This is a genomic window from Salinicola halimionae (assembly GCF_003206065.1).
Classification (GTDB): Bacteria; Pseudomonadota; Gammaproteobacteria; order Pseudomonadales; family Halomonadaceae; genus Salinicola; species Salinicola halimionae.
Genome location: NZ_PZJQ01000005.1, coordinates 318095 through 335395 on the forward strand (window position 1 = coordinate 318095; position 17301 = coordinate 335395).

The 17301-nt window shown below is 62.4% G+C and carries 17 protein-coding genes; 6 read left to right on the forward strand and 11 right to left on the reverse strand.

The window, feature by feature from the left end; all coding sequences use genetic code 11:
* Positions 1 to 49 precede the first annotated feature (49 nt).
* Together DOM27_RS14335 and DOM27_RS14340 are read left to right on the forward strand one after the other, a co-directional pair.
* Positions 50 to 760 carry a glutathione S-transferase N-terminal domain-containing protein gene (locus DOM27_RS14335; RefSeq protein WP_110656874.1) on the forward strand — a complete coding sequence of 237 codons (711 nt, stop codon included), beginning with the start codon at positions 50 to 52 and terminating at the stop codon, positions 758 to 760.
* A gap of 128 nt (positions 761 to 888) precedes the next feature.
* Entirely contained in the window at positions 889 to 1575 is a 687-nt protein-coding gene (locus DOM27_RS14340) for a glutathione binding-like protein (RefSeq protein WP_110656876.1), read from the forward strand.
* 74 nt (positions 1576 to 1649) lie between these two features.
* Here the strand turns inward: DOM27_RS14340 and DOM27_RS14345 are convergent, their stop codons facing one another.
* The 8 genes from DOM27_RS14345 to DOM27_RS14380 form a co-directional block, all read right to left on the reverse strand.
* Positions 1650 to 2606, reverse strand: coding sequence for a D-2-hydroxyacid dehydrogenase family protein (locus DOM27_RS14345; protein ID WP_245392734.1), 957 nt, complete (start codon positions 2604 to 2606; stop codon positions 1650 to 1652).
* Positions 2607 to 2701: 95 nt separating this feature from the next.
* On the reverse strand, positions 2702 to 3478 hold the full coding sequence (locus DOM27_RS14350) for an amino acid ABC transporter ATP-binding protein (protein ID WP_110656878.1): 777 nt from the start codon (positions 3476 to 3478) through the stop codon (positions 2702 to 2704).
* Positions 3471 to 4136, reverse strand: coding sequence for an amino acid ABC transporter permease (locus DOM27_RS14355; protein ID WP_110656880.1), 666 nt, complete (start codon positions 4134 to 4136; stop codon positions 3471 to 3473). Before DOM27_RS14355 ends, DOM27_RS14350 begins: the two co-directional genes overlap by 8 nt.
* A 48-nt stretch (positions 4137 to 4184) precedes the next feature.
* A complete protein-coding gene (locus DOM27_RS14360) occupies positions 4185 to 4826 on the reverse strand; it encodes an amino acid ABC transporter permease (protein ID WP_110656882.1) in 642 nt (213 codons plus the stop codon).
* A gap of 157 nt (positions 4827 to 4983) precedes the next feature.
* Positions 4984 to 5892: a transporter substrate-binding domain-containing protein gene (locus tag DOM27_RS14365; RefSeq protein ID WP_245392735.1), complete on the reverse strand. Its 909-nt coding sequence runs from the start codon at positions 5890 to 5892 to the stop codon at positions 4984 to 4986.
* Positions 5893 to 6037: 145 nt separating this feature from the next.
* Positions 6038 to 6991 (reverse strand): CobW family GTP-binding protein, encoded by a 954-nt coding sequence (locus DOM27_RS14370; RefSeq protein WP_110656891.1) that lies wholly within the window; start codon positions 6989 to 6991, stop codon positions 6038 to 6040.
* Complete coding sequence (locus DOM27_RS14375; protein WP_110656893.1) at positions 6984 to 8612, reverse strand: amidohydrolase; 1629 nt, start codon at positions 8610 to 8612, stop codon at positions 6984 to 6986. The genes DOM27_RS14370 and DOM27_RS14375 overlap by 8 nt, the downstream gene beginning before the upstream one ends.
* Positions 8609 to 10012: a sodium/glutamate symporter gene (locus DOM27_RS14380; RefSeq protein ID WP_110656896.1), complete on the reverse strand. Its 1404-nt coding sequence runs from the start codon at positions 10010 to 10012 to the stop codon at positions 8609 to 8611. The genes DOM27_RS14375 and DOM27_RS14380 overlap by 4 nt, the downstream gene beginning before the upstream one ends.
* Between DOM27_RS14380 and DOM27_RS17980 the strand changes: the two genes are divergently transcribed.
* Both DOM27_RS17980 and DOM27_RS14385 read left to right on the forward strand, forming a co-directional pair.
* Entirely contained in the window at positions 9995 to 10318 is a 324-nt protein-coding gene (locus DOM27_RS17980) for a hypothetical protein (RefSeq protein ID WP_188113734.1), read from the forward strand. The two genes, DOM27_RS14380 and DOM27_RS17980, sit on opposite strands and share 18 nt — an antisense overlap.
* 25 nt (positions 10319 to 10343) lie before the next feature.
* Positions 10344 to 11822 (forward strand): aminotransferase-like domain-containing protein, encoded by a 1479-nt coding sequence (locus tag DOM27_RS14385; RefSeq protein WP_110656898.1) that lies wholly within the window; start codon positions 10344 to 10346, stop codon positions 11820 to 11822.
* 75 nt (positions 11823 to 11897) lie between these two features.
* Here DOM27_RS14385 and DOM27_RS14390 read toward each other — a convergent pair whose 3' ends face one another.
* A complete protein-coding gene (locus DOM27_RS14390) occupies positions 11898 to 13262 on the reverse strand; it encodes an aspartate aminotransferase family protein (protein ID WP_110656900.1) in 1365 nt (454 codons plus the stop codon).
* A gap of 321 nt (positions 13263 to 13583) precedes the next feature.
* Between DOM27_RS14390 and DOM27_RS14395 the strand changes: the two genes are divergently transcribed.
* Positions 13584 to 14369: a sulfite exporter TauE/SafE family protein gene (locus tag DOM27_RS14395; protein WP_223162358.1), complete on the forward strand. Its 786-nt coding sequence runs from the start codon at positions 13584 to 13586 to the stop codon at positions 14367 to 14369.
* Positions 14370 to 14450: 81 nt separating this feature from the next.
* A complete protein-coding gene (locus DOM27_RS14400; protein ID WP_110656903.1) occupies positions 14451 to 15212 on the forward strand; it encodes an SDR family NAD(P)-dependent oxidoreductase in 762 nt (253 codons plus the stop codon).
* A gap of 167 nt (positions 15213 to 15379) precedes the next feature.
* Here the strand turns inward: DOM27_RS14400 and DOM27_RS14405 are convergent, their stop codons facing one another.
* Positions 15380 to 16237, reverse strand: coding sequence for a Tim44 domain-containing protein (locus DOM27_RS14405; RefSeq protein WP_110656905.1), 858 nt, complete (start codon positions 16235 to 16237; stop codon positions 15380 to 15382).
* Positions 16238 to 16461: 224 nt separating this feature from the next.
* Positions 16462 to 17244, reverse strand: coding sequence for a peroxide stress protein YaaA (gene yaaA / locus DOM27_RS14410; protein ID WP_110656907.1), 783 nt, complete (start codon positions 17242 to 17244; stop codon positions 16462 to 16464).
* Positions 17245 to 17301 lie beyond the last annotated feature (57 nt).

Below are 17301 nucleotides of genomic sequence, written 5' to 3' on the forward strand. Positions count from 1 at the left end.
TGCTGCGATCACAGCAATCGTGATAACCGTATCTGACGAGGAGTGTGAAATGGGCCGCAAGATGTTCGATCTGTGCGGGCGCGACGAGCGTCTGCGATTCTCTCCCTACTGCTGGCGGGTCAAGTATGCGCTGGCCCATAAAGGGCTCGATTGCGAGTTCGTCCCGTGGAAATTCACCGACAAAGAAGCGATCGCTTTCTCCGATCAGTCAAAGGTGCCGGTACTGGTCGATGTCGATGAGACCGTGGTCGACAGCTACGAGATCTTTCGCTATCTCGATCGCGCCTATCCGGATAAGCCATTGCTGGGAGATGAGACGGCCGAGGCTCGGGCACGATTCTTCAAGTTCTACGCCGAGCGTTCGCTGGCGCCGGGCGTGATGCGCACCATCCTGATGGATGTGTTCAATTCGCTGAATCCTGATGACAAGGAGTATTTCCGTACCTCACGCGAGAAAGCGTTCGGACGCACGCTCGAGGAGATGCATTCGCCGAGTCAGGGGCTGTCGATGCTCGACAAGGCACTGGAACCGATGCGTGGGCGACTGGATGAATCGCCGTTTCTGGAAGGCGATGAAGCCGGCGCATCGGACTACCTGGTCGTGGGCGCATTCATGTGGGCTCGCGTCTGTTCGACGGCGGATCTGGTCTCCAACGCCGACCCGGTCTACGCCTGGTTCCAGCGCATGCTGGACCTGCATGGCGGCGTCGGCCGCAACGCCACGCGAATTGTCGATCTCGAGGGTGCGTACGCCAACTGAGCGCAGGCTTCTAGCGGGTTTTTACCGGGTCTAGGTGGCTTGGGGCGACGTCATGAGAGACGTCGCCTCGTGTAAGGCCTATCCTGACAGCATCCGGCTACCGCCGGGCGTCACGACAGGAGCCTGTGATGATCGACCTCTATTATTGGACGACCCCCAACGGTCACAAGATCACGCTTTTCCTCGAGGAAGCGGGGCTCGACTATCGTATCCACCCGATCAATATCGGCAAGGGCGAGCAGTTCGCGGCCGAGTTTCTCGAAATCGCTCCCAACAACCGCATCCCCGCCATCGTCGACCGCGCCCCTGCCGATGGCGGTCAGCCGCTGTCGCTGTTCGAGTCCGGCGCGATCCTCGAATATCTTGCCGACAAGAGCGGTAAATTTTTGCCCAAGAGCGGGCGCCAGCGCTATCGCGTACTCCAGTGGCTAAGCTGGCAGATGGGTGGGCTGGGGCCGATGGCGGGGCAGAACCATCACTTTCGCAATTACGCGCCGAAGAAGATCGATTACGCCATCGAGCGCTATATCAACGAGACCTCGCGGCTCTATCGCGTGCTCGACAAGCAGCTCGACGATAATGATTTCGTGGCCGGCGACGATTACTCCATCGCCGACATGGCGATCTGGCCATGGATCAAGCCCTACGAGAAACAGGGCCAGGACCTGGAAGATTACCCCAGTCTGCAGCGCTGGTTCGAGCAGATCGGCAAGCGCGAGGCAGTCAGAGTCGCCTACGCCAAGGCGGAAGAGATCAATCCGCAAAACAACGTGGAAATGACCGACGAGGCGCGCAAGCACCTGTTCGGGCAGTAGCGCCTACGCCACGACGCCAGGCTTGGCGATATCGACGATAACCCCGGCTTCGGCCGGGGTTATCGTTTTGCGGTCTAGCCGGCAAAGAACTCTCTGACCTGGCGGAAGGCGGCGGAGAAGTAGAGTTCGTAGGTATCTTTCTCGACGAAGCCAATGTGGGGCGTTGCCAGCACGCGAGGATGTGACTGATAAGCGCTGGCGCCTTCGGGTTCGTTCTCGAAGACATCCAGTGCGGCAGCGCCGGGGCGGCCGGCGTCGAGGGCATCGAGCAGTGCGCCCGGGCGAATCAGTTCGGCACGGCTGGTGTTGACCAGCAGGGCATCGGCGCGCATGGCGGCGAGATCCGTCGGGGTGATCATCCCGCGCGTTTCGCCATTGAGCTTGAGATGCAGGGTGACCACATCGCAGCGGGCGAGGAAGGCGTGACGATCGGGCTCGAATTCGATGCCCAGTTCGAATGCGCGCCCGGCGCTGCTCTCGCGGCCGTGGGCGACGACCTCCATGCCGAATGCCTGAGCATAGCCGGCGACCAGAGCGCCGATCTTGCCCAGTCCCCAGATCCCCAGGATACGTCCATGCACGGCATGACCCAGCGATTCGGCTTCCAGGCGCTCATTGGTGCGCTGCCACTCGCCCTCTGCCTGGCGCGAAAGATAACCGCCCAGACGGCGACAGCCCGCCATGATCAGCAGCCAGCTGAGTTCCGCCGGCGCGATGGGCGATCCGCCGCCGTCGCGAACGGCGATGCCAAGCGCCTTGCAGGCGTCGATATCGATCGCCGAAGAGAGCCGCCCGGTCTGAACCACCAGCTTGAGTTTCGGCAGTTGCGTCAGCAGTTCACGAGTCAACGCGGTGCGTTCGCGAATCAGGATGATGGCGTCGCTGTCCGCCAGGCGGGCGGCCAGCGCCTCGTCGTCGAGATGGCGATGTTCGACGTCGAGGCGAACGTCGCTGCCATCGAGTTCGTGAGCGGCGTCGAGAAAGGCACAGCATCCCTGATAGTCGTCCAAGACCGTAACCGTTATCGACATGACAGCTCCTCGAGATGATGGCGTTTGCGCATTGTTGGCACTTTCGTCATCGGCTGTCGAGTCGCTTTCACCGTCTTCGATCGCCGGTCTTCGGTTCAGCTTTCTTCCCGCTCCAGGAACTTGCGTACCCGCTCGGTACTGGGGTTGGTGAAGAACGTTTCCGGGTCGGCCTGTTCGATGATCAGCCCCTTGTCCAGAAACACGACCTTGTCGGAAACCGCGCGGGAGAACGCCATCTCGTGGGTGACGACGATCATGGTGTAGCCCTCGGCGGAGAGATCCTTGATCACCGCCAGCACCTCGCCGACGAGTTCGGGATCGAGCGCCGAAGTGGGCTCGTCGAAGAGCATCACTTCCGGCTGCATCGCCAGCGCCCGGGCGATCGCCACGCGCTGTTTCTGGCCGCCGGAGAGCGTGTTGGGATAGGCATCGGCCTTGGGTGACATCCCGACCTTTTCCAGCAGTTCGCGGGCATGGGCCTCGGCCTCGGCCTTCGATTTGCCGAGCACGTGGATCGGCGCTTCGGTGATGTTGTGCAGCACGTTGAGGTGGGGCCATAGATTGAAGCTCTGGAACACCATGCCGGTACGGGCACGAACCTTGGCCAGCTCACGTACCGGCATGGGCCGGCCGGCATCGTTGACACCGATGCGCTGTCCGCCAATATGGATGCTGCCGCGATCGGGCTGCTCCAGCCAGTTGATGCAGCGCAATAGCGTCGATTTACCGGAGCCGGAGGAGCCCAGAATCGTCACCACGTCGCCCTCGCGCACTTCCAGATCCACGTCGCGCAGAACCTCGACGCCGTCGAAGCTCTTCGACAGATGGCGGATCGAGACCGCGGTCTGCTCAGACGTGTTTTTCTCAAACATGGTCGAACCCCCGTTTGGCGCTGAAGCGGCCACACTGTTTGATGATGATTTCCATGACCACACTGACCGCCCAGTAGAAGCCGATGACCACGATGAAGGCCTCGGTGGGGATGAAGTAGGTGCCCGCCAGGCTGTTGGCGGCGGCAGTCAGTTCTTGCACGGTGATGATCACCAGAAAGGCGGTGTCCTTGAGCGCATAGATCAGCTGGTTGCCCAGTAGCGGCCGGGTCTGCATGACGATCTGCGGCAGGATCAGGCGGAAGAACATCTTGCCCTTGGTGAAGCCGTGGGCCTTGGCGGCTTCGACCTGGCCGGGCGGGAAGGTCAACCGCGCGCCGCGGAATATCTCGGCGAAGTAGCAGCCGTGGTAGACCGCCAGTGCGCCGACGCCGGACCACCAGGCATCGAGACGGATATCGAACGCTGGCAGACCGTAGTAGAGCAGATAGGCCAGGATCAGAAACGGCAGCATGCGCATGCCGTCGATGAATACACGCAGCGGTACCGTCAGGCGAGGGCGGCTGCCCTCCAGCAGATAGAGCATGCCGCAGCCGATCAGGAATGCAGCGCTGATCGACAGGCCGAAGATCTCCATCGTGCTGAAGAATCCGCTCCAGAATTGATCGCGAGCGCTCCACAGGATTTCCCAGTTACTCATGGCGCCTCCGCAGCGTTTCGTTCCATCGTTTCTGTCGTCGTGGTCTCATCACACCGCCAGCCGATTGGCGCGACGTTCGGCAATTCGCTGCAGCCAGACCAGGCAGCCGATCGCGGCCATGTAGAGCACGCAGGCGACCAGAATCGGTGGTAAGGGCTCATAGGTCACGGCTGAAATTCGATTGGTGACACGGGTCAGATCGACGATCCCGATTACCGCGATCGCCGGGCTGCCCTTGATCAGAAACGACATTTCGTTGATCAGCCCGGGCAGGCTGGTGATCATCATCTGCGGCAGCATGATGCGCCGGAACGTAACCCACGGGGTCATGCCGTTGGCCATTGCCGCCTCGCGCTGTTCGCGGGAAAAGTTGCGAAACGCGCTGCGCCAGATCTCGGCGTTGAAGGCGGTGGTGTTGAGTGTCAGCGCGAGAATGCCGGCGACGTTGCGATCGAGATTGATACCGAAGGTCGGGGCGCTGAGGAAGATGAACAGCGCCAGCGTAACCAGCGGCGTGGCCCGGGCCAGACTGATGTAGAGCACCAGAACCTGGTCGACGACGGGAATGCGGGCGATGCGGATCAAGGCCAGAATCAGGCCGGCCGTCACTCCGATGGCGATGGAGATGCCGGAGATCCAGACGGTCGTCCAGGCGCCTTCCAGCAGCATATGCCAGGCACTGGCGTTCATGGGCGGCCCCTAGAGTTCGAGAACAAGGGTGGCGCCGCGCGAATCCGCGGCGCCGCTAACGCTGTAACGTGTCAGGCGCTGTGCTGTGCCGTGTCAGGCGATTTGCCGTGTCAGGCGATGCGGTATGTCGTGCGACCTGACGATCAGGCGACCTGGATCAGTCGTCCAGGCCGGCCAGCTCGTGGAACTGTTCGACGCTTTCGAGCGGTTCGTCGGGCAGGTCAGGGAAGCTCTCGCCGAACCACTTTTCCTGGAGCTCGGCCAGACGCCCGGTCTCCTCCATGTGATCCAGGAACTGGGTCATGTAGGCGAGCAGTTTCGGGCTCGACTTGGGGATCGGCCAGGAGACGTAGCCGGCACCGGAAACCGCCGGGCCCTTGGCGAAGACGTCCGGCTTGGAAGCCACCAGCGTGTTGACCGGCACCGCCGAGTCGATCACGAAGTCGAGGCGGCCGTTGGCCAGATCGGCGAAGGCCTCGGGGTAGGATTCGTACTGCACTACCTCGCCGAGCTCGCCGCCGTCGTCCCCGAGCATCTTCTTCAATTCCGGCAGTCGCGACAGCAGCACGCTGCCCGCCTGGACACCGACTTTCTTGCCGCTGAGGTCGTCGACGTCGGTGATGCTGTCGTCGTCGGCGCGCTTGATCGCGAAGTGCTGGGCGGAGGCGTAGGGCGGGATGTAGTTGAACACGCGAAGGCGTTCATCCGAGACCGACGCGCCGGTCAGCGCCATGTCGTACTGGCCGGTGGAGACGGCAGCCAGCAGACCGGTCCAGGGCAGGATGTCCTGTTTGACGTCGAAGTCGGCGTAGTTGCGCAACTCCTCCAGCATGTCGGTATTGAAGCCCTTGGCGTTGCCGTCCTCGATAAAATTGAACGGAGCGTAGTTGTCCTCGGTGGCCACGCTCAGATAGCCGCGGCTTTCGATTTCCGGCAAGTCGGCGGCGAAGGCCGTCAGCGACAGGGTCGACAGAGAAAATGCCATTAGCGTACCGGCCATGGCCTTGGCAGCGAGACGTGGCAGCGGGAATCTGGCGGTGGGTTGGCGGTTCGGGAAGCGCATCATGAAGTACACCCTCTCATTGTTGTTGGTGTCGGTGATGGGTCGTGATGATTGCGTAGCATGATCTCACCCTAAAGAATCCCGAAGCGGTTGCTGTAGAGCCAGTTAACGAACATTGGCTGGCCAGATCGCCGTTGCTGGCTTCAAATCAGCCAAGCGCCTCGAGCGCGGAGATCAGCGCCTCGAAAGACGCCCCGGCAAAGCCGATGCCCACCAGCTGGCTGGCGCCCGGGCGTGGCGTTGCGGGAGTCCATTCGGCCCGTCCGCCGCTCCACTGAAAGACGTAGTGCCGGCCGTTGGCCTGGATGAAGCCCTTGGCCCGAGCCAGGCCGCCGGCATGCTCGATCAGCAGCGCTTCCAGTGTTTGGCGTGTCAGCGAGGGAGGAATGGAGATCGCGAAGCGCTGCCAGTCGGGGTCGCGATCATCGGCGGTGGGGTGCAGTGTCAGCGGTCGAGCCGGGGCGGGTTTTGGTGTCCGCTCGACGCTGGAATCAATGCCGACACTGGCATGGCCGACAAGGGCCGTGGGGTTGAGCGACTGCAACTGACGTATCAGGTGTTGGCGCTCGGCCGGGTCGAGATCGCCGCCGCGATTGAGGGAGAGCCGGTCGGCACTGGCGATCTGAGCCGCCACCAGCTCGCCGACGCGGCTGTCTCCGAACCGCTGCGCGAGACTGGCCAGATCGACCAGGGTGACGATCCGATCCAGACGGAAACGGCGCGCCACCCGGATCATGTCGGCGATGCGTCGCGGTCGGGCGACGCCGCTGGTCTCGATGATCAGCGCCGGCGGCGGTTCCGGCCAGCGGCCGATGCGCGACAGCTGCGTGCCCAGCTCGTCGCTAAGCGAACAGCACAGGCAGCCGCTGCTGAGCTTGAGCAGGCGTTCCCCGGCGTAGTCGATCAGCTCGGCATCGACGTTGATGGTGCCGAAGTCGTTGACCAGCACCAGCGTGCCCGATGCCACGCCGTCCCGCAGATGCGCATTGAGCCAGGTGGTCTTGCCGGCGCCGAGATAGCCGGCCACTAATGTGACGGGAATCGTCACCGGAACCGCGTCCAGAGTTTCGCTATGCACCGGGCCGCCGCCAAGCTCAGACATTGCTGAACACTTGCCCGCCGACTACCGTGGCGACCACGCCGATCGAGGCCAGCCGCTCCAGCGGCACGTCGCGCGGGTCCTCGTCGAGCACTGCCATGTCGGCGAACTTGCCTATCTCCAGGCTGCCAACGCGGTCGTCGAGCTTCAGGGTGTAGGCCGCGTCAAGCGTGATCAGGCGCAGTGCGCGTTCCACGCTCAACGCCTCATGCGGCCCCAGTACCTCGCCGCTGGCGGTCTGACGGGCGACCGCGCACCATGCCGTGAACAGCGGCGCCAGCGGGGTGACCGGTGCATCGCAGTGGGCGGCGATCGGAATGTCCAGGCGATCGGCCGAGGCCAGCGGTTCGAGACGCTGGCAGCGTTCGAAACCCAGCGTGCGCGAGCGGTGAATGTCGCCCCAGTAGTAGAGATGATTGGCGAACATGTTGAGACACACCCCCAGCCGTGCGGCGCGCTTCAACTGAGCATGGCTGATGATCTGGCAGTGCTGCAGGGTGTGACGATGATCGGTCCGCGGCCATAGTTCCAGCGCCGACTCGATGGCGTCCAGCATCAGCTCGACGGCTTCGTCGCCATTGGTGTGAATATGCAGCTGCAGCCCGGCCTGATGATAGCGGTGGACGATTTCTGTCAGGCGTTCCGGTTCGGCATTCCACATCCCGTTGGGCGAGCCGTCGTGATAGCCCGGCCACTTGAGGCGCGCGGTATAGCCCTGGATCGAGCCATCGGTCATCAGCTTGACCAGCCCGAAATGCAGTTTGTCGCTGCCAAGCGCGCGGCAATTCAATACCCGCTCGATGCCGGCTTCCGGCGCATAGGTCAGCGCGCTCATCGCTGGCGCCAGACGCATCGGGACGTCGGCCCGGTTGCAGATCCGCTGCATGCTCTCGATGCCGTCGTCGCTCAGCGGGTTGTAGAGGTCGGTGAGCGTGGTCACGCCGTGGCGCTGGGCGATGCGCGCGTAGCGTTCGAGAGTGGTCTCCTCGCTGCCGCGATCGAAGAGATCAAGATTCAGGGTATCGAAGATCGCGAACATCGCCGCCATCTCGCGCAGCTCGCCGTTGGGCTGGCCGTCGTCGAAGGTCACCACGCCCTCGATATCCGCCTGGGACTCGAGACCGGATAGGCGCAGCATGGCGCCGTTGACCGTCATCATGTGCAGGTTGGCGTGGATGACCACGATCGGGCGTTCGGCGTCGACGACGTCGAGATCGTTGCGATCCAGCCGGCGATCGGGGAAGTAGATCGGATCGAACCCCCAGGCGATCAGCGGGGTTTCCGACGGGAGCTTGGCTAACTGTTTGCCGAGATGGCGCTGCAGCGCGGCGATGTCGGTCAATCCCGGCCAGGTACGGCCGTCGGGGTCCTGGCGCGGGAAGAAGCCGGCGTAGGAATACTCCCACAGCACGCCCTCCAGCGCGTGGCTGTGCCCCTCGACGAAGCCGGGCAGAATGATCTTGTCGGCGAAGCGCTCGTCGAGCTCGAAGTCACCCAGGTCCGTCAGCGTTTCCAGCGATCCGACGCCGAGGATTCGGCCGTCGCGGACCGCGATATGGGTGGCCTCCGGCTGGGAGGGGTTCATGGTCAGGATGCGTCGGGTGGAGAAAATGCGGTGACTCATGAGGGGTTCGGCTCCTGAACGGAAGGTGTCTCACCGCCCCGGCTGCGCTGCCATTTCAGCAGCAGCGGGATACAAACCAGCATCAGTACCACGTAGCCGCCGAAGATCGCCAGGTAGCTCCAGGTGCCGAGGGAGGGCGCGATTGGGGCGACGAAGAATAGTGTCGGGATATTGACCACGATGATCGCGATATTGAAGAACGCCAGTTCCTTGGGCACCGAAGTGCTGAAGTCAGCATCGAGCATTCGCAGCAACAGCAACCCGGTACCGGTGGAGCCGCAGCAACAGCCGAAGGCGGTGACAGCGCGCTCGGGTCCGAGCCGTCCGCTGAGACGCCCGATCGCCATTGCACCCAGGAAGGTGACCAGCGTGACCGCGACCGCGATGAGCAGAATCGGTACCAGCAGGGCTGAGAGTACGGCGATCTGGATGCTCATCAGGGTGGCGACGACCATGAAGTCCACCGACCCGCTGGTGATCCGTTTTAGCGTGTCGTCGTCGACTTTATGGGTCCAGCCGAACCGATCGATCGCCATGCGCATCAGCACGCAGACCGTCAGGCCGTGAATGAAGAACAGGTTGTAGCTGAAGAATACCGACAGCACCTGATTGCCGGCCACCAGCGGCTGCATCGCGGTCAGCCACACGTAGGTGATGACATAGGCCACGCCCAGCAGGCCAATGTGCCAGGCCAGCGAGTCGACGGTGCCGGAGTGCGATACCTGCTTGCCGGCAGACGGCTGGGTCTCTGGCGTGTGAAAGCCGCGAACGAAATCGTCATCCAGGGTCGAGTTGCGGTTGGCGTTGAGTCCTCGTTTGAGAAAATAGCGTGCGGCCGGTACACCGACGAGAAAGGCGGCCACGAAGCCCAGCGAGGCGAAGATCACGCCCACCTGCGCAGCGTTGGCGATGCCGTAATCGTTCTCCCAGATCGTGCCGTAAGTCAACGCCTGGCCAGGGCCCTGAGTGAAGCCGTGAGTGACGATGGCGCCGAGCAGCGGGCTGAGATCGCTGCCGCTGATCAGATCGTAGCCCGCCATCAGCCCATAGCCGATCACCGCCTGGGCGCCGAGGCTGGCGGTCCAGATCAGGGTCAGCCACAGCCCCCCGCCGACGATACCCTGGCGCTGTTCGCCGTCGCCCGACTTGGGACTACCGGTCAGGCACAGCGACATGAAGCTCAGGGTGAAGAAGTGGAAGGCCAGCGCGGTGAAATCGGATGGCCCGTAGCCGGGGATCAGCCCTGCGGAGAGCCCGACGAAACCGATGATGCCCGCCACGATACTGCCGGGAATCAGGCTGGCACGCAGCCAGGGGAGTCGGCTGCGCAACAGGCTGCCGACAACCAGCAGGGCGGCGATCAGCGCGAAGGCGATGACGCCATGGAAGGTGCTGCCCATGATGTAGTCCTCGTGATTGACGTTGTTATGGTCGGGTCATACAAATCATCGAGTCATACTAAAGTTCGGGTGCGCGGCACTACAGGACAGATTTCCGATCTCGTCGAGACAGGCTTTTCGAGACAGATCTTTCAAAACAGGCTTTCGAGCCAAGCTTTTCGAGACCGGCCTTTCGAGAAAGACCCGGCAAGGCAATGCCAAGTATCGGTCAGCAGCATCGAGCATGCAGCACGATCACAGTGTAGCGAGTCGATGGAGTGGCTGATCGGCGAGAAAGGAACTGGCGCAAATCTTGCTATGTATTGAGTTCAGTCACGAGGCGGGACTCGGCATGCTCGATCACTACTTTCATCTCGACTTCGATGCGCGGCGCGGGCTTCAGGAGCAGCTGCGCGAGGCGCTGCTGGATGCCATTCATACCGGCACCATCCCCATCGAGAAGGCGCTGCCTTCATGCCGCAGGTTGTCGCTGCAGCTGGGTATCTCGCGTAATACCGTGGCGCTGGTCTACGAAGGGCTGGTGGAAGACGGTTACCTGGTCAGTCGGCCACGCAGCGGCTACTACCTGCATGATGCGTATCAGGAGCCCAGTGCTTACAGCGAGTCCGATGCTCTGGAACCGGGCCGAAAGATGCGCGATGAAGTCGTGGATGCACCATCGTGGGGCAGCCGTTTCACCCATCGACCCAGTCATTTGCAGGGTGTTCTGCGCCCCAGTAACTGGATGAACTACGAATACCCCTTCGTCTACGGCCAGCTCGACACTCGGCTGTTCCCCCTGGAGCAGTGGCGCGAGACATCACGCCTGTTGTTGGGTGGCCGGCGCGAGCGCCATTGGCTGAGCGACCGCTACGATCAGGACGATCCGATGCTGGTCGAACAGTTGCGAACGCGAGTCCTGCCCAAACGCGGCATTCATGCGCGCAGCGACGAGATCCTGATCACGCTGGGATCGCAGAACGCACTCTTTTTGATTTCGCAGCTGCTGTTCGATGCACGGACTCGCGTAGCGATGGAAAACCCCGGCTACCGGGAAGCGGCCAACGTCTTCCTGCGTCAGGGTGCCCAGCTCAGTTATCAGTCGATCGACGGCGAAGGCATGCGTCTGGACGCCGCGGCCGCCAAGAGCGACTACCTGTACGTCACGCCCAGCCATCAGGGGCCGACCGGCGTGACCATGAGCCGCCGCCGGCGCGAGGCACTGATCGAGCAGATCCAGCGCCGCGACCAGATCGTGCTGGAGGACGATTACGATGCCGAGGTCAATTTCGATCGCCATGCCCAGCCGGCGTTGAAGGCGAGTCGCGCCGGTTCCCGGGTGATCTACATGAGCAGTTTGTCGAAGCCGCTGTCGCCGGGGCTACGGCTAGGCTACGTGGTGGCCGACGCCGAACTGATCGAGGAGCTACGCGCGTTGCGCCGGCTGATGTACCGCCACCCGCCGTCCGGTCTTCAGCAGCAGTTGGCACTATTCCTCTCCCAGGGCCACTATGATCGCTATCTGCGGGTGTTCGCCGACGAGATGCGCCATCGCTGGGAGATCATGGAAGCTGCCATCAGCCGCGATCTGTCCGCCTGTCGACGAGTCGGCGGTGATCATGCCAGCGTGTTCTGGCTGGAAGCGCCACAGATTATCGATACTCAGCGCCTGGCGTGGCAGGCCGCGCAACATGGGGTGCTGATCGAGCCCGGCTTCCAGCACTTCTTCGACCAGGCCCCGCCACGCAACTACATGCGATTGGGGTTCGGCGCCATCGATGCCGAACGTATCGCGCCCGGGATCGCCCGCTTGGCCCGTGCATTCGGCTGATCGTCGAGATCGAACGGCTGCGGCCGGACGACCGTGACCGGAGCCGCTCGCTCCGGTCATCTAGCGTGGAGCCCGTCAGCCCGCCGAGAACTCGCCCAGCACCTCGTCGAGGATCGCCAGCCCTTCGGCAACTTCCGCTTCGCTGACGATGCACGGCGGCACGACGTGAATGCGGTTCTCGACCACGAACGGCAGCAGACCCTTGGCGATCAAACCATTCTTGATCGCCCCCATCTCCTTGGCCGGTAACGGCGTGCGGGTCTGGCGATCGCTGACCAGCTCCAGGGCGTGGAACACGCCGAGACCGCGGGTTTCGCCGACGATGGCGTGGTCTCGTGCCAGCTGCTGGAGGCCGGCAGCCAGTGGACCGTTGCCGATACGGTCGGCGTTTTCCACGATGCCTTCGTCGCTCATCGCGTCCAATGTGGCGACGATCGAGGCCATGGCCAGCGGATGCCCCGAGTAGGTCAGCCCGCCGAAGAACATGTGGTCGTCGAAATGGCGGCATATCGCGTCGGAGATGATCACGCCCCCGGCCGGGACATAGCCGGAGTTGACCCCTTTGGCGAACACGATCAAATCCGGCTTGGCACCGAAGTGCTCGAGCGCGAACCATTTGCCGGTACGGCCGAAGCCGGCCATGACTTCGTCGAAAATCACCAGGATGCCGTACTGATCCGCCAGTTGACGCACGCCTTCCAGGTAGCCCTTGGGCGGAATCAGCACACCGGCGGTGCCGGGAATCGACTCCAGCAGGATCGCCGCGATGGCGGTCGGCCCCTCGCACTCGATCACCCGCTTCAGATGCTGCAACGCGCGCTGGCACTCCTCTTCTTCGTTGCCGGCCCAGAAGTCGCTGCGGTAGAGGAATGGGTTGAAGAAGTGGGCATGGCCGCGGGCGAATTCGTTAGGGACGCGGCGCGGGTCGCCGGTAGCGACGATCGCCGCGCCGGTATTGCCATGATAGGAGCGATAGGCCGACAGGATCTTGTCGCGGCCGGTCACGCTGCGCGCCATGCGCATGGCGTTCTCGTTGGCATCGGCGCCGGCGTTGGTGAAGAACACTTTGCCGAAGCCGGAAGGCGCCCGTTCGAGAATGCGCTTGGCCGCTTCGCCACGGGCCAGGTTGGCGTGCGCCGGAGCGACGGTGGTCAGCTGTTCCGCCTGGGCCTGAATAGCGGCGATCACCTTGGGATGCTGGTGACCAATGTTGGTATTGACCAGTTGGCTGCTGAAATCCAGATACTCCTTGCCGGCGTAATCCCATAGCCGGCAACCCTTGCCCCCCGCGATCACCATCGGCGACAGATTGCCCTGCGTCGACCACGAGTGGAACACGTTCTGACGGTCGAGTCGGTGGACATAGTCATTGGACATAGCGTCGTTGGACAAAACAGTGTCGTTGGACAAACCATCGTCGTAGCTGAGGGTGTCGGTCATGGCGGGGTTCCTGTTGTTGGTAGTCATGGGCTTGGCAGCAGTGGCTGGCGTCTCCAAGCGAAACACGACGGTTCTGGCAATGATTTTCGATATCTTGATTCAAGACTAGGGGGCGATGGTCGAATCGCGTAGAGCCAGAATTCGCCGGCAGTCGTGACAGTGTCACCCTGACGATCGGGACAGAATGGCTGCACGGCGATGTCCCGCTTCGAAGGGAAAACTGGCCCTACCCCGACGCCGGGTGGCTGGGTAGGGTTACCACTCGCGGTGTGGAACGGCGTCGACGCTCGAAGCCCAGAGGCCAGCAGAGGAGTCAGCAGCATGATGTCATCGATGCCCCTGCTTTGGCCGGCCATCGGTTTGGCGTGCTTTGCCGGACTGGTCAGAGGATACTGCGGTTTCGGTTTCGCCATGCTGCTGGCCTTGGGGTTGATGTTGTTTCTGCCGCCGCTCGAAGCGGTGCCACTGGCGCTGCTGCTCGATCTCGTGACCAGTATCGGGCTATGGCGCCGCGCCGCTCGACTGGCCGACTGGCGACACCTTCGGCGGCTTCTTTGTGGCATGGTAGTGGCGACCGTTGTCGGCGTGAGCCTGATCACCACGCTGCCGGTTGCGCCTATGCGAATATCGATCGCGTTGCTGGCGCTGGCCGGTGCGTCAGCGCTGCTGTTGCGGCGCGAATCGCCCTCCGAGGATGCTTCTTGCGAGCCATCTTTGAACCGCAGGCGGGTGAAGGGCGTTGGGTGGTCGAGCATGGCGGCCGGGGGCATTTCCGGTCTATGCATGACGTTGGCCTCGTCCGGCGGACCACCGTTGATGCTCTATCTGTTGCATCAGCGTCTGCCGCCCGTGAGTTTACGGGCCACGGCGATCCTGTTCTTCGCCGCTAGCAGCAGCGCTTCGCTGATCGGCTTGGGCCTGGCGGGCGAGTTGAGCCAGCAGACATGGCTTCGTGCCGCCTGGCTACTGATACCGGCGCTGATCGGCAACCTGCTGGGGCAGTGGGCGTTCGAACGCTCGAAGCTGCGTTCCATGAAATTGACCGTAGCGCCGCTGTTGATTGCGCTATCGGTCTGGGTGCTGATTCGGGAAGCGTTGCATGGCTGAAGAGGCCCGGGGTCAACGCCACCGACAAACATCGGGCGCGGATAAGCGCTCGTTTCATCGAAGTCTGACCAGGAGAATATCGTGAACGATGTCGTTTTCATTACCGGAGCCACCTCCGGATTCGGTCGCGCCGCTGCCCATCGTTTTGCTCGGGCCGGCTGGTCGCTGGTGCTGTCCGGACGTCGCGGCGAGCGACTCGATGCGCTCAAGGCCGAGCTTTCCGATCAGGTGGAAGTGCACACTGTGGTGCTCGACGTCCGCGACGACGAAGCCGTACAGAAGGCCGTCGATACGCTGCCGGAAGCCTTCAAGGGCGTGCGTACGCTGGTCAATAACGCGGGTCTGGCGTTGGCGCCGCAACCGGCGCAGAAGGTGGCGCTGAAGGACTGGCACACCATGATCGATACCAACGTGACCGGGCTGGTCAATGTCACGCACGCGCTGCTGCCGACGCTGATCGAGGTCGGCGAAGGGGCGACGATCGTCAATGTGGGCTCCATCGCCGGTCAGTGGCCTTATCCTGGTAGCCACGTCTATGGTGCGTCCAAGGCGTTCGTCCAGCAGTTCAGCTACAACCTGCGTTGTGATCTACAGGGTACCGGCGTAAGGGTGACCGATCTGGCCCCGGGCATGGCTGAAACCGAATTTACCTTGGTGCGTACCGGTGGCGATCAGACGGCTTCCAACAAGCTGTATAACGGCACCACCGCGCTGACGGCCGAAGATATTGCCGAACAGATGTTCTACATCGCGACGCTACCGGCGCACATCAACTTCAACCGTCTGGAAGTGATGCCGACGCGCCAAGCGTGGTCGGCCTTCGCGGTCGATCGAGACGACTGATCGCTGTCCGGTCGTCTCGGCGATCGCGATGGCGGCATGCAAAAAAGCCCGAGCCTGTCGTCGACAAGCTCGGGCCTTGTTCTTCGGATCTTTCACTTCGGACCTGGTCCATCAGGTCTTTTCTTCGGGGCCTGCGTCACCGCTTCCCGCAACGCCCGATCTCACCCTCAGACGGTGGGATTCTGCTCGATGCCCTGAACGTACCAAGGCGACCCATCCCGTAGTGCCCGCTTGAGATGCCAGGTCTCGTTGAATTCGGTCTCTTCACCGTTTTCATCGAGTACGCCATGAAACAGCACTGTCGCTTCGGCTTCGTCTTTAATCTCCTGCACGCTGCCCAGTTCGGCAAATAGACGCACGATCTCGGTGCGGTTATTGGCCGGCTGTGCCATGCGTTCTGCTTTGAGCAGGTTGTAGAGCTCCGGTGTCACGTACTCCTGGATCTGGCTCAGGTCGTTGTTGTCCCAGGCGCGCTGCAGCGTGGTGAAATGCTCCTTGGCCCCGGTCAGGAAACGTTCGCGATCGAACCACTCAGGTTCGCTGGCGATGCCATTGGTGCTCGTTCCGGTGGCGTTGCCGCCCATGAACGCTGCCGGCTGCGAGCCTGCTCCGTTTTGAGCCGCGTTGTCCTGAGCTGCATTGTACGACTGGCCACTGTCGCCATGCCCGGCCGGGGCGTGGCGTCGACGTCCCGCGATGAGCCGGAAGGCGATGAACGCCACCAGTGCGATCAGCAGCATGTCCATCATCCGGAAGCCATCGAAAGCGCCGCCGAAGAACAGCGATGCCAGCAGGCCACCCGCCAACATCCCGGCCAAGGGGCCGGCGAAACGGGATAGCCCGGCGCTGGGCTGACGGGGCGGGGCGGCGGCGTTGCTGCGGGTCGTGGTCGGGGTCGGTTGCTGTACCGAGCGCGAGTAGGAGCCAAAACTCTTGCCGCCGCCCAGACGGCGAGCCTCGGCGTGATCGACTGCTGCGCTGAAACCGAGCAGGCCGACCATCAACATGACGAGCAGATGCCGCATGGCGTTCTCCTGAAAATCATCGTTATCCGGGACGAGTGCCGGTTTTGCGGTCGGTATCGATTTCCAGACCGGTGCCCGTCGAGTGCACTCGTTGCTGCGAGCATTATGGCAGACCGTCATGAATGGAAGCTGAACGTATCGACTCCCGAGCAGGTTCTTTAGTCGCGGCCGTTAGCCGAGGCTGTCTAATCACGGCCATTCAGTCGCGGCTAAGTCGCGGCTATTTAGTCACGATCCTGCTCGCGCCGACGGAAGACGGGTTTGTCCGGCTTCGATTCGTCCGGTGCATATCGATAACCGGCGACGTCGAATTCGGCCAGCGTCGCCGGCGTGTCGATCCGTTCACGTATCATCCAGGCCGCCATCAAACCGCGGGCCTTCTTGGCATAGAAGCTGATGATCTTGAACTGGCCGTTCTTCTCGTCTCTGAATACCGGTGAGACGACATCGGCCTCGAGCTTCTTGAAGTCGATCGCCTTGCTGTATTCGTTGGAGGCGAGATTGACCAGCGTCGAACTGCCGCTGGCGGCGACCGCCTTGTCCAGATCTGTCGTCAGCCGTTCCCGCCAGTAGGCATACAGATCCCTGCCCGCACCCGTTTCGAGACGGATACCCATCTCCAGCCGATAGGGCTGAATCAGATCCAACGGCCGCAACAGGCCGTAAAGCCCTGACAGGATGCGCAGATGGTCCTGAGCGAAAGCATTATCGGCCTTGCTGAAGCCACTGGCTTCCAGGCCCACGTAGACGTCGCCCTGGAAGGCCTGGGCCGCCGGCTTTGCGTTATTCAGCGAAAACGGTGTCTTCCAATCGGCATAACGGGCAGCGTTGAGTCCGGCCAGTTTGTCACTGATTCCCATCAGCTCGGACAACTGTTGGGGAGAATAGCCGCGCAGAATGTCGATCAGCTCTCGACTCAAATCGAGATAGTCGGGTTGGGTGACGTCCTGAGTCGTCGGCGGAGTCTCGAAGTCCAGCGTCTTGGCCGGAGAGATGATACTGAGCATGGCGGGCTTATTCCGTATGGGAAATGTGTCGTTATCGACCGTTGTCGCCGGCGAACT